The sequence below is a fragment of the Nocardioides sp. LMS-CY genome (assembly GCF_018732145.1).
Classification (GTDB): domain Bacteria; phylum Actinomycetota; class Actinomycetes; order Propionibacteriales; family Nocardioidaceae; genus Nocardioides; species Nocardioides soli.
Genome location: NZ_CP076104.1, coordinates 357,385 through 368,864 on the forward strand (window position 1 = coordinate 357,385; position 11,480 = coordinate 368,864).

Sequence of the window (11,480 nt, forward strand, 5' to 3'; positions counted from 1 at the left end):
GGGACAGCATGAGCCGGAGGGTCTACCTGCACGTCGGCGCGCCCAAGACGGGCACGACGTACCTGCAGGATCGGCTCGCCATCAACGCGGGCACGCTGGCGCCGCACGGGATCCACTTCCCCGGTGGCGCGACCGTCATCCCGGCGCTGTTCCACTTCCGCGCGGCCCTCGACCTCCTCGGTCAGGACTGGGGCGGCCCGCCCGGGCACGCCGAGGGCGGCTGGTCGGCGATGGCGCGCAAGGTCCGGCGCCGCACCGGCACCGTGGTGATCAGCCACGAGATCCTCGCCCCGGCGGTGTCCGACCAGGTCGCCCGTGCGATGCGCGACCTCGCCGGCGCCGAGATCCACGTCGTCTACACCGCGCGCGATCTGGCGCGGCAGGTGCCCGCCGCGTGGCAGGAGAGCATCAAGCAGGGCCGGGCGTGGACCTACGAGCGGTTCCTCGAGCGGATGGTGCAGAACAAGACGTGGTTCAGCCGCGCCTTCGACCTGCCGCGGGTGCTCGGCACGTGGGGCGCGGGGCTGCCGCCCGAGCGCGTGCACGTCGTGACGATCCCGCAGTCCGTCGACGAGCGCCGGCACGGCGAGCCGCTGTGGGAGCGGATGTGCGAGGTGCTTGGCATCGACCCCGCCTGGGCCCCGCTCGACAGCGATCGTTCCAACCAGTCGCTCGGCCGCGCCGAGACGCAGGTGATCCGCCAGCTCAACAAGCGGATGAAGCGCGCGACCCGCCGCGAGGGCGCGTACGACGAGCTGATCCGCAACCTGCTCGACCAGGGTGAGCTGGTGCGCCGCGAGTCGGCCGCGGTCCGCCTGCCACCCGACCACTTCGACTGGGCCGAGGAGCGGGCGGAGCGCTGGATCGAGTGGATCGAGGGCAGCGGCGTCCACGTCGTCGGCGACGTCGACGAGCTGCGGCCGGTGCGCCCCGACCCCGGCGAGCGCTACCGCCACCCCGACCGGGTCGGCCGCAAGCGACAGCTCGAGACCGCCCTCAACGCGCTCGCGGCGATGACCCGCGAGGCCGCGCGCCGCTCGGACCCCGACCGGACCCTGGTCTCGCGGATGCGCACCCAGGCCGAACGGCTGCGGGAGCGGTGAGCCCCGACCCCGACTCTCCGGGCCTCCGGCGGGCGTGGGGGTGGCACGCCCACCTGCGCGACGGGGGCGCGACGCCGTGGAGTGAGTGGTCGGGCGCCGGCGAGCCCGGCGGCCGCTACCTGCCGGGCGCCCAGCAGCTCGAGCTGCTGCGCCGCCTCAACCTCACGGCGCCGGTCCCGGCTGCGTTGGTCGGCCGGGTGCTCGAGGCCAGCGCCCCCGGCCGCGGCCGCCCCGACCTCGAGCTGGCGGGCGCCGTCGAGCCGCGGCCCTTCGGCCCCGGGCCCGTCGATCCCGCGGACCTCCCCGACGACGAGCTGCTGCGCGTGCTGGCCGGCCTGCTCGCCGAGGACGTGGTCGCCGCCGGCCTGCCCGAGCCGCCGCGCGCCCGCGCGGTCCGGCCGTGGCGGCAGCGCTACCGCCTGGTCGGCGACCCGGTGCTGGCCGACCCGCGGCGCCGCGACCTGATCGCCCGCGGCCGGCCGCCGGGCGGACGTGGCTCGGTGGTGCTGGTACTCGGCGCCGACCTGGGCCGGATGCTCGTCGACGAGTGGACCGCCCGGAGCCTCGGGTACGGCGCGCCGCCCTTCCGCGAGTGGGTCGCGCGGGCGGTGCGCGGCGACCTCCCGCAGCGTGTCGACCTGGCCCGCACGGCGGACTTCTGGCGCGGCCACGTCGGCCGGCACCGGGTGCGGATCGTGCTCGACCTGGACGCCGTCCCGCGCCTGGTGCGGGTGCGCCGGGCTCCCGCCGGCGCGCCCCGCCTGTCGGCCGACGCCGTCGACCTGGCCCGCCGGGTCGGGCAGGTGATCGGGCTGCTCGCCGTACCCCCACTGCGTCGCGATCTGCTGCGCGCCACGCTGCTGCCGTGGCTCGCGAGCGCGCCCGGGCCGGAGCTGGTGCTGCCCGCCCGGCACCTGGAGCGGGTGCACGGGCGGGCGACCCGGATGCGCGACGCGCTGCTGCGCGGTGGCTACCCTGTCCACGGCGATCCGGACGGCCTGCTGCCCGTGACTCGCCCCGGCGTCCCCGAGCCGTCGGACGCCGGCGCGCTGGCGCTCGGGATGCGCCTGCTGCTGGACCGGAGTGGAGGAGCACCGTGAGCGCGAAGGTCCTCCTGCACGTCGGCACGCCGAAGACCGGCACGTCGTACCTCCAGGACGTGCTGTTCCGCAACCGGCGCCGGCTCGCGAGCTCGGGCATCCTCTATCCGGCCGACCGCTTCGACGCCCACTTCCTGGCGGCGCTCGACCTGATGCGGATGCCCTGGGGCGGCCTCGAGGCCGAGGCCGTGGGCGCCTGGGACCGGCTCGCCGAGCGGGTCCGCCGCCACCGCGGCACCGCGATCGTCAGCCACGAGATCCTCGCGACCGCCTCGCGCGCGCAGGCCGGCCGCGCGCTCGCCTCGCTCGGCCACGGCGACGGCACCGAGATCCACCTGGTGATCTCCGCGCGCGACCTGGTGCGCCAGCTGCCCGCGGAGTGGCAGGAGAACGTCAAGCACCGCGCCGGGCTGCCCTACCGGGCCTTCCTCGACCAGATCCGCGACCCGGCGCGCGACACCCGCATCTCGACGTGGTTCTGGGGCGTCCAGGAGCTGCCCGACATCCTCGACCGGTGGGGCCACGACCTGCCGCCCGAGCGGATCCACGTGGTCACCGTGCCGCCCCCCGGCGGCCCGCAGCAGCTGCTCTGGAAGCGGTTCAGCCTCGTGTTCGGCCTCGACGGGCTCGACCTCGACCTCGAGGCGGAGCGCGCCAACCCGTCGCTCGGTGTACCGGAGACGACGCTGGTGCGCCGCCTCAACCGCGCCGCCAACCAGGAGCTCGAGCCCGCCGACTACCGGCCGCTCGTGCGCGAGCTGCTCGCCCACAACACGCTCTCGCAGCGCAGCGGCTCGCCGCGCCTCGCGCTGCCGCCCGAGCTGCACCCGTGGGTCAGCGAGGTGACCTCGTCGTGGATCGAGGAGATCGAGGGGCGTGGGTACGACGTGGTGGGCGACCTGCGCGACCTGGTCGGTGCGCCCGCGGTGACCGACTACGTCGACCCCGACCACCCCGACGAGGCCCAGGTGGCCGAGGCGGGCGTCGACGCGCTCAAGGCGGTGCTGCTCGAGGCGGCCCGGCTGCGGCACGTCGAGGCCCAGCTGCGCGCCGAGCTGCTCGACACCCAGAAGGCGCTGGAGCGCTCCTACCTGCGACCGACGTACCGCTGGCGCGAGCGCACCGTGCGCCGGCTCCAGGACGGCCAGCTCGGCCGCGGACTGCTCCGGGCCTACCGCCGCGCCCGCGGGCGCAGCTCCGAGCCGGCGTAGCGGCCGATCCGCCAGGTCGCGAGCCCGTCGACGCCCATGCCGACCACGCCGCCGACGATCGGCACCTTGCGGGTGACCGCGACGGCGGCGCGCTTGCCGGCCACCTTGGCGACCAGCTCGGAGGTCACCTCGGCCGCGAGCACCCGCTGGGTCTCGGGATCGTGCACCGGCGCGGTGGCCAGCGCCATCGGCGGCGCGGGGATCTTGCAGGCCCGCACCAGCGCGTCGACCTTCTCCTCGCCGAGCAGGCAGGCCAGCACCGCGTCGTGCACGCGGGGGTCGTCGAGGTCGTAGCCGCGCAGGTGGGCGATCGCCGCCACCATCCGGGCCTGGATCAGGGCCAGGCCGGTGATGTTCGTGGGCACGGTGACCACGGCCGTGAACGCCCCGCCGACGCTGGTCAGCATGCCCTGGGCGCCCGCGTAGCGGACGTGGTCGTCGATGATCGCGTTCAGCGCGCGCCTGCGGTGCCCGCGGGCGTCGTGCAGCCGGCGCTCCGCCGCGACCGCCGCCGGGGCCAGCGGTCCGATGCCGTGGATCGCGCGGTGCAGGGCCTCCCGCACGAAGCCGGCGTTGAGGTCGGGGGCGAGCGCGGGCAACCGCGGCGCGACGTAGCGCCCCGCCATCCTGCTCACGCTGCCCTTTCCTGCCATGTCTCGATCGTACGGACCGCTACCGTCGACCCTGTGCCGCCCGTCGAACCGCCACCGTCGCGCTGGTCGTTCGGCGAACCGCTGGGCCAGCATCTGTTCGACGACATGGTCGGCATCGGCGCCGACCTGGAGCCGGGCACGCTGCTCGCGGCGTACCGGCGCGGGCTGTTCCCGATGCCGGGAGGCAAGCCGGGGGACCCGCTGCACTGGTTCTGCCCGGTGGACCGCGGGGTGCTGCCGCTCGACGGGCTGGTCGTGTCGCGGTCGCTGCGGCGGTCGTGCCGCGACTTCGAGATCCGCGTCGACACGGCGTTCGCCGACGTCGTCGACGCGTGCGCCGACCCGGCCCGGCCGCAGGGCTGGATCGACGGCGACATCCGATCGGCGTACCTGCGGCTGCACGAGCTCGGCTGGGCGCACTCCGTCGAGGCCTGGCGCGACGGTCGGCTGGCCGGCGGGCTGTACGGCGTCGCCGTGGGCGGGCTGTTCGCCGGTGAGTCGATGTTCCACCACGAGCGCGACGCGTCGAAGGTCGCGCTGGTCGGGCTGGTCGGGCTGCTCCGTGACGAGTACGTCGACGCGCGGCTGCTCGACGTGCAGTGGATGACCCCGCACCTGGCCTCGCTGGGCGTGGTCGAGATCCAGCGCACGACGTACCTGGGGCTGCTGTCGCGGGCGCTGCGCGCGCCGCTGCCCGCGATCTGGCGCTGAGGCGGCGAGCGACCCATCCGGGAAGGGGAAGAGCCCGGCCCGCGGTGACGGCGGTGCCGGGCCCTCCCTCGTCGCGCGGTTACTCCGCGTTGCCTCGGTCGACGAGGCCGGCGAGCCTCCGGTCGGCCTGCTCCGGGGTGGCGCCGGCGGCGACCTGCTCGTCCCAGAACGCCTGCGCGCGAGCGTCGACCTCCGCGACGGGGCCGTCGAAGATCGACCCCTCCCGGGCGAGGTACCGCGCGCCCTCCAGGCTCCCGCCCGGGCCGAGCGCCAGCCCGACCGTGGCGGGCAGATGCATCACGCCGGGAAGGTAGGGCGAGGACATCGCGGCCAGACCGTCACCATCGGTCTCGACCCGGTCGGCCGGGCCGTTCCACTTCGAGCCCGCCGGACCCTCGTAGCTGGCGCCCTCCGGCCCACCGTCCGGATCCAGGTGCAGCAGCACGTCGGCGGCAACGTGCTCGACCCCGGGGATGAACGGCGAGGACATCGACGCGAGGCCGCCGCCGTTCCCGGAACGATCGATCTCCGCGTGCGCGGCCTGCGCCGCACCCGTGCCCAGCACGCCTGCGCCCAGGCCGCCGATCGCACCCACCGCGATACCCGCGGCCGCGAGTCGACGGGTCTTACGCTTCATCATCACAACTCCCATCAGCTGTCGAACATCGGACGACGGACACCTTCGCGGCCGCCCGTGAAGATCCCGTCAGAAACCCGTCGAACTCCGATGTCTGCTGTTGTCTGTTGTTTGCCGCGGGCGCTGCGCCCGCCGCTGCCCGCGATCCGGCGGTGAGCGTCAGACGACCTGGGGCGGCTGTCCGGTGTCGCTGACCATCGGCCGGCCGGCGCCCTCCCAGTCGAGCATCCCGCCGGCGAGGTTGACCGCGTCGTACCCCTGCTGCTGGAGCCAGGAGACGGCCTGCGCGGAGCGGCCGCCGATCTTGCAGACCACCAGCGTCTGCCCGGCCGGCAGCTCGTCGAGGCGCAGCGGCAGCAGCGAGAGCGGGATGTGCAGGGCGCCCTCGATGTGGCCGTAGGCCCACTCGACCGGCTCGCGCACGTCGAGCACCACCAACCCCTCCGGAAGCGGGTCGGGTACGCCGTCGACGGCGACGGTCGGGATCTGGGTCATCGGTCGGCCTCTCTGGGGCGTTCGGCTGCGCGGTCGATGATCCGACACTAGTGCCGTGCGTTGGAAGTTGTTGAACGGTTGGCGTGCTCAGGGTGCGTAGGCTGCCAGGCGCCGGAGCGCCGCCATACCCGCCCGTCTCGCCAGCGACGGCAACGCCGCAGCGTGCGTGCCATGGGTGCGCGAAGCGCACAAGAACTTCCGACGCACGGCACTAGGCTCCCCGCGCCGTCCCGACGACCCCGAGGTGCGCTGTGCGTCTCCCGACCATGTCGGTGCCCCGTGGCAGATTGCCGCAGACAGGCACCGGCGACGAGGAGGGAGCGACATGGATCGAGGCATCGCAACTCACGCCATCGATCGACTTGAAGTCGGGGCCGGTGCCGACCATACTCGTACACGTAGCGCCCCAGGGACCTTCGGCGAGAGCCGGACCCCTGGGGCTACTGTCTTCTAGGGGCTACGTTGGACCCCGCATCCCTCGCAGGTCTTGAAGCATTCATCGGCGGGCCACGCTTCAATCGCTACCTCTCCCGTTACGGCGGGAACCGCATCTACGCTGCCCGGCTCTACGGCTGGAATCATGCTGCCGCAGCTGCCTTCTGGGGGCCGATCGGCATCGTTGAGATCGCCATCCGAAATGCCATTCACGACCAGCTCACCATTGGCCGGAAACGCGCCGACTGGTGGAACGACCCACATCTGAACCTGTGCGCTGGAGAGAGGGCGCACCTCACCTCGGCCATCACCACCCTCCAGCAGCGCGGAACGGCCAGTCCGACGCCCGACCAGGTCGTCGCAGCAACCTCGTTCGGGCTGTGGGTCGGGCTCCTCAGTGAAGGAGTCCACTCGAACCTCGCCCTGCGCTACGAAACGACGCTCTGGCAACCACGCCTGGTCAAGGCGTTCCCGCATGCCCAGCACGGTCGCCGCTACGTCCACGCCAAGCTTCGCGACATACAACACCTGCGCAATCGCATCGCCCATCACGAACCGATCTACGTTTCTCCCCTGCAACAGGTCTACGACGCCATTCTCGAGGTCGCAGCGATGGTGCATCCCGACGCACGAACATTCATCGACGGCTGTAGCACGGTGCCGACAGTCCTGGCTGCCCAGCAGGCCGCCATCACGCAAGGGGACGTCACCTTCTGACGGGCCTGGGCCCGGGGACTACTTCAGCAGCTTGCTCATCCGCCGGTCGGCGAGCGGCTTGCCGCCGGTCTGGCAGGTCGGGCAGTACTGCAGGCTCGAGTCGGCGAAGGAGACCTCACGCACCGTGTCGCCGCAGACCGGGCAGGGCTTGCCGGTGCGGCCGTGGACGGCGAGGTTGGACTTCTTCTCGCCCTTCAGCTCGCTCGCCGCCAGGCCGCGCGAGCGGTCGACCGCGTCGCCGAGGGTGGTGCGCAGCGCGGCGTACAGCACCTCGAGCTCCTCGTCGGCGAGGTGGCCGGCGGGCTTGAAGGGCGACATCTTCGCGGCGTGCAGGATCTCGTCGGAGTAGGCGTTGCCGATGCCCGCGATCGTGCCCTGGTGGCGCAGCACGCCCTTGAGCTGCTTGCCGCCCTCCCGCTCCAGGATCGCCCGCAGGCGGTCGATCGTGAAGTCGTCGGTCAGCGGGTCGGGGCCCAGGCTGGCGATGCCGGGCACGTCCTGCGGATCGCGGACGACGTACGCCGCGAGGCTCTTGCGGGTGCCGGCCTCGGTGACGTCGAGCCCGGACTGGTCGTCGAGCACGATCCGGAGCGCGAGCGTCGACTTGGTGCTCGGCTTCGGCGGGATCGTGGGCACCTCGTCGCGCCAGCGCACCCAGCCGGCGCGGGCGAGGTGGAGCACGAGGTGCAGTCCGGACGCCTCGATGTCGAGGAACTTGCCGTGCCGGGTGACGTCGTCGACCAGCGTGCCCTCGAGCGCGCTCAGCGGAGGATCGAAGGTCTTGAGGGCGCTGAACTGCGCCACGTGGATCTTCGCGATCGCGTGGCCGTCGAGCCGCCCCCGGAGGTCGAGGGCCAGCGCTTCCACCTCGGGCAGCTCGGGCACGGCGCGAGTCTAATGAAGCTGGGCAGGCCCGGCGACCTGGCGGAACCGATGACAGGCGTCGACTTCCGGGAGCATCATGGGGGCGTGTCCGTCGTGCGCCCGCTCCCCGAGCTGGGGTCGATCTACCTCGACGCCCGGGGTGACGACCGCGCCCTGCGGGTGAGCTGGCACCACGAGTCGGGCCTGGTCGTGCTGTCGCTGTGGCGCGACAACGTGTGCGCCGGCAGCTTCCGGCTGGCCGTCGACGAGGTGCCCGCGCTGATCGAGCTGCTGCGCGCCGGGCTGGTGCGCTCCTACGACGACGCCCGTGAGCGGCTCGATGAGATCGAGGCTGGGACGGCCGAGTCCGCCTGAGGCCGGTTCGTCACGGCGGCCGCCGGTTCATCAAGGGATGAGGATCAAGTCGCGCATCCCTCGCTGTGCTCACCTTGGGAAGCGTGACTCCGCCTTCATCCCTTGATGAAACCGACGCGCGCGACGGCATGCCGCCAAATCTACGAAATCCCCTAGACACCCGGATACCGTCGAACACATGGACCCGATCCGGAATCCCTACGCACCGGGCGCCGGCCAGCGACCGCCCGAGCTGGCCGGCCGCGACCGCGAGCTCCAGCAGTTCGAGGTGACGCTGGAGCGGGTCGCCGCCGGCCGTCCGGAGCGGAGCATGGTGCTCTCCGGGCTGCGCGGGGTCGGCAAGACCGTGCTGCTCAACGCCCTCCGCGGCCAGGCCGTGCGCCGGGCGTGGGGGACCGGCAAGATCGAGGCACGGCCCGACCAGAGCGTCCGGATCCCGGTCGCGCAGGCGGTGCACGCCGCGGTGCGCGAGGTGGCGCACCGGCACCGGGACCCCGACCGGGTCGACGAGGTCGCGGGCGTGCTCAAGAGCTTCGCGCTGACGACCACGCTCGACGATCGCCGGGCCGCCGCGCGGGCCGGGCGACGCTGGACCCCGCCCGTCGACGTCACCGCCGCCAAGGGCCGCGCCGACTCGGGCGACCTCGAGCTCGACCTGGTCGAGCTGTTCACCGACGTCGCGACCCTGGCCGGCGACCTCGGCGTCGGCGTCGCGCTCTTCGTCGACGAGATGCAGGACGCCGCCACCGCCGAGCTCGCGGCGCTCTGCGGCGCCTGCCACGAGATCAGCCAGCAGGGCGCGCCGCTGATCGTGGTCGGCGCCGGCCTGCCACACCTGCCGGTCGCGCTCGCCGCGTCCAAGTCCTACGCCGAGCGGCTGTTCCGCTACGTCAGCGTCGACCGGCTGCCGCGCGAGATGGCCGACCGGGCCTGGACCGTCCCGGCCGGCTCCGAGGGGGTGGAGTTCGAGCAGGAGGCGCTCGACGAGCTCTACCGGCTCACCGACGGCTACCCCTACTTCGTGCAGGCCTACGGCAAGGTCACCTGGGACGCCGCGGTCGGGTCGCCGGTCCGCGCCGCCGACGTCCACGCCGCCGCACCCGACGCGGAGGCCGAGCTCGCGGTCGGCTTCTTCGGTGCGCGGTACGAGCGGGCCACGCCCGCCGAGCGCGACTACATGTCGGCGATGGCCGACCTCGGCGCCGAGCACGGCGACGCCGCGGTGGCCACGTCCGACATCGCGCGCCACCTCGGCCGCAAGCCGCAGTCGCTCTCGCCCGCGCGCGACGGGCTGATCAAGAAGGGCCTCGTCTACGCCGCCGAGCGGGGCAGCGTGGCGTTCACCGTGCCACACTTCGGCCGGTTCCTCCGCAGCCGCTGACCCACGGGGAAGAATGAAGGCCGTGAGACCCCAGGTCGTCGCCCATCGCGGCGCCAGCCACGAGAACGCCGAGCACACCCTCCGGGCCTACGTCGCGGCGCTCGACGCCGGCGCCGAGGGCCTCGAGTGCGACGTCCGGCTCACCGCCGACGGCCACCTCGTCTGCGTGCACGACCGCGACCTGCGGCGTACGTCGAGCAGCCGCACGTTGGTCTCCAACAGCGAGCTCGCCGACCTCGACGCGCTGGACTTCCACTCCTGGAAGAACCCCTGGGCCGACCTCGACGACGAGGCCCCCGGCCCCGACGAGCGGCTCGACCGGGTGCTGACGCTGCGCACGCTCCTCGAGACGGTGGCCGACTACGACCGGCGCGTCGAGATCGCCATCGAGACCAAGCACCCGACGCGGTACAGCGGCCTGGTCGAGCGTCGGCTCGTCGAGCAACTGCGGCACTTCGGCTGGGAGCGCGCCGGGTCGCCGGTGCGCGTGATGAGCTTCTCGCGGATCGCGCTGCAGCGGGTCGAGCGGCTCGCCCCCGACCTGCGGCTGGTGATGCTGATCGAGCACGCCCGGCACTGGCCGATGCTGCGCCGGCTGATCGGGCCGGACTGGCTGGTCGGCCCCGGCATCAAGGAGCTCGCCGAGCACCCGAGGCTCGGCCCGCGGATCACCGCCGCCGGCCACGGCATGCACGTCTGGACGGTCAACACCGAGGCCCACCTGGACCTGTGCCTGGAGCTCGGGGTGCAGGCGGTGATCACCGACCGCCCGGCGTACGTTCTCGACCTTCTCGACCACCGCGACGGGGTGGCCGGATAGGTTCCCCGCATGGCCAAGAAGTCCCGCACCAAGTCCCGCCCCCAGACCGCGCCGGGGGAGGTCGGCCCGCGCCAGCCCTGCCCCTGTGGCTCCGGCAAGCGCTACAAGGCCTGCCACGGCGCGCCCGGCGGTGCCGCCGAGGTGTACGTCGCGCGGCCGTTCGCGGGCCTGGCGTCCGAGTGCGACATCGTCGCGATGCGCGAGCTGGTGCCCGCCGCCGTCGCGTCGCTGAGGCTGACCGCCGACCCGGAGCGGGTCGTCAAGCTCTGCACGCTGCTGCCGATGGCGGCGCCGGCGATGGTGCGCGACAGCGGCGAGATCTGGTTGGGCCTCCAGGTGCAGCACAACTTCGGCGACCCGGCGCGCGACCTGGGCGCCGCCCTGGAGGCGGCCCTCGACGCGGTGGGCCGGGAGGAGACGGGCGCGATCGGCCTGACCGACCCGCCCGGACCCGGCGCCCGGTTCCAGGACCTCGTCGACGACGCCGCGCTGACGGTCGAGGTGCAGGAGGGATTCGACTTCTGGTTCGCCGACGTCGACGAGGACGACCGGGCCGCGGCCACCGCGGCGCTCGAGCAGGCCAACGCGGTCGCCCAGCCGACCGCGCGGCTGGCCGGCGTCGAGGCGGCGTACTGGACCAACGTCGGCACCAAGGAGCACCTGCGGTGGGTGATGCCCGAGCCCGAGGACCGGCTCCTCGACGCGCTCGCGCGGCTGCACGCGGCCGGCAAGGACGTGCTGGTCGACGGCTCGAGGTTCGTCGGCATGTTCCGGGCCCACGGCCTGCTGGCCCCGGTCTGGGACCTGCCCGTCGGCACCGGTCCGGAGGTGCTGGAGGAGCCCGCCCAGCGGATCGCGGCCGACCTCGCCGCGGCGCTCGCCGACGACTCGAACCTCACCACCGCGGAGCGTTCCGCGCGGTCCGGACTCGCCAACCGGCAGGTCACGCTGCGCTGATCGGCGTCCCGGTCACCCCTG

The 11,480-nt window shown here is 73.6% G+C and carries 13 protein-coding genes; 9 read left to right on the forward strand and 4 right to left on the reverse strand.

Annotation, left to right across the window (positions count from 1 at the left end; all coding sequences use genetic code 11):
* Window positions 1-8: 8 nt before the first annotated feature.
* From KM427_RS01670 to KM427_RS01680, 3 genes are read left to right on the forward strand one after another with little or no spacing between them, the layout of a single operon-like run.
* Window positions 9-1,103, forward strand: coding sequence for a hypothetical protein (locus tag KM427_RS01670; protein WP_215526037.1), 1,095 nt, complete (start codon window positions 9-11; stop codon window positions 1,101-1,103).
* Window positions 1,100-2,203: a hypothetical protein gene (locus KM427_RS01675; RefSeq protein WP_215526038.1), complete on the forward strand. Its 1,104-nt coding sequence runs from the start codon at window positions 1,100-1,102 to the stop codon at window positions 2,201-2,203. Before KM427_RS01670 ends, KM427_RS01675 begins: the two co-directional genes overlap by 4 nt.
* Window positions 2,200-3,414 carry a hypothetical protein gene (locus KM427_RS01680; RefSeq protein WP_215526039.1) on the forward strand — a complete coding sequence of 405 codons (1,215 nt, stop codon included), beginning with the start codon at window positions 2,200-2,202 and terminating at the stop codon, window positions 3,412-3,414. The genes KM427_RS01675 and KM427_RS01680 overlap by 4 nt, the downstream gene beginning before the upstream one ends.
* Here the strand turns inward: KM427_RS01680 and KM427_RS01685 are convergent.
* Window positions 3,375-4,067 carry an EcsC family protein gene (locus tag KM427_RS01685; RefSeq protein ID WP_215526040.1) on the reverse strand — a complete coding sequence of 231 codons (693 nt, stop codon included), beginning with the start codon at window positions 4,065-4,067 and terminating at the stop codon, window positions 3,375-3,377. The genes KM427_RS01680 and KM427_RS01685 overlap by 40 nt on opposite strands.
* A 33-nt stretch (window positions 4,068-4,100) precedes the next feature.
* Here KM427_RS01685 and aat point away from each other — a divergent pair, with 33 nt between their 5' ends.
* Window positions 4,101-4,778 (forward strand): leucyl/phenylalanyl-tRNA--protein transferase, encoded by a 678-nt coding sequence (gene aat, locus KM427_RS01690; protein WP_252274947.1) that lies wholly within the window; start codon window positions 4,101-4,103, stop codon window positions 4,776-4,778.
* A gap of 79 nt (window positions 4,779-4,857) precedes the next feature.
* On the opposite strand, the gene KM427_RS01695 is transcribed toward aat, so the two are convergent.
* Together KM427_RS01695 and KM427_RS01700 are read right to left on the reverse strand one after the other, a co-directional pair.
* A complete protein-coding gene (locus KM427_RS01695; protein WP_215526041.1) occupies window positions 4,858-5,418 on the reverse strand; it encodes a hypothetical protein in 561 nt (186 codons plus the stop codon).
* A 156-nt stretch (window positions 5,419-5,574) separates the two neighbouring features.
* Window positions 5,575-5,910: a rhodanese-like domain-containing protein gene (locus tag KM427_RS01700; RefSeq protein WP_183592298.1), complete on the reverse strand. Its 336-nt coding sequence runs from the start codon at window positions 5,908-5,910 to the stop codon at window positions 5,575-5,577.
* A 462-nt stretch (window positions 5,911-6,372) separates the two neighbouring features.
* Between KM427_RS01700 and KM427_RS01705 the strand changes: the two genes are divergently transcribed.
* Entirely contained in the window at window positions 6,373-7,062 is a 690-nt protein-coding gene (locus KM427_RS01705; RefSeq protein ID WP_183592299.1) for a hypothetical protein, read from the forward strand.
* Window positions 7,063-7,080: 18 nt separating this feature from the next.
* Here the strand turns inward: KM427_RS01705 and KM427_RS01710 are convergent, their stop codons facing one another.
* A complete protein-coding gene (locus KM427_RS01710) occupies window positions 7,081-7,947 on the reverse strand; it encodes an Fpg/Nei family DNA glycosylase (RefSeq protein ID WP_215526042.1) in 867 nt (288 codons plus the stop codon).
* An 84-nt stretch (window positions 7,948-8,031) separates the two neighbouring features.
* On the opposite strand from KM427_RS01710, the gene KM427_RS01715 reads away from it, so the two are divergent.
* The 4 genes from KM427_RS01715 (at window position 8,032) to KM427_RS01730 (ending at window position 11,459) form a co-directional block, all read left to right on the forward strand.
* Window positions 8,032-8,301, forward strand: coding sequence for a hypothetical protein (locus KM427_RS01715; RefSeq protein WP_215526043.1), 270 nt, complete (start codon window positions 8,032-8,034; stop codon window positions 8,299-8,301).
* A gap of 178 nt (window positions 8,302-8,479) precedes the next feature.
* The gene (locus KM427_RS01720; protein WP_183592301.1) at window positions 8,480-9,682 is read left to right on the forward strand and encodes an ATP-binding protein; all 1,203 of its coding nucleotides are present in this window, start codon (window positions 8,480-8,482) and stop codon (window positions 9,680-9,682) included.
* Between the two features lie 13 nt (window positions 9,683-9,695).
* Window positions 9,696-10,502, forward strand: coding sequence for a glycerophosphodiester phosphodiesterase family protein (locus KM427_RS01725; protein WP_252274949.1), 807 nt, complete (start codon window positions 9,696-9,698; stop codon window positions 10,500-10,502).
* A gap of 9 nt (window positions 10,503-10,511) precedes the next feature.
* The gene (locus KM427_RS01730; protein WP_183592303.1) at window positions 10,512-11,459 is read left to right on the forward strand and encodes a DUF5926 family protein; all 948 of its coding nucleotides are present in this window, start codon (window positions 10,512-10,514) and stop codon (window positions 11,457-11,459) included.
* The last annotated feature ends 21 nt before the right edge of the window (window positions 11,460-11,480 follow it).

Coding starts and splice junctions, on each gene's coding strand:
- KM427_RS01670 (WP_215526037.1), top strand. CDS start 9: ATGAGCCGGAGGGTCTACCTGCACGTCGGCGCGCCCAAGACGGGCACG.
- KM427_RS01685 (WP_215526040.1), bottom strand. CDS start 4,067: ATGGCAGGAAAGGGCAGCGTGAGCAGGATGGCGGGGCGCTACGTCGCG.
- KM427_RS01695 (WP_215526041.1), bottom strand. CDS start 5,418: ATGATGAAGCGTAAGACCCGTCGACTCGCGGCCGCGGGTATCGCGGTG.
- KM427_RS01700 (WP_183592298.1), bottom strand. CDS start 5,910: ATGACCCAGATCCCGACCGTCGCCGTCGACGGCGTACCCGACCCGCTT.
- KM427_RS01720 (WP_183592301.1), top strand. CDS start 8,480: ATGGACCCGATCCGGAATCCCTACGCACCGGGCGCCGGCCAGCGACCG.
- KM427_RS01725 (WP_252274949.1), top strand. CDS start 9,696: ATGAAGGCCGTGAGACCCCAGGTCGTCGCCCATCGCGGCGCCAGCCAC.
- KM427_RS01730 (WP_183592303.1), top strand. CDS start 10,512: ATGGCCAAGAAGTCCCGCACCAAGTCCCGCCCCCAGACCGCGCCGGGG.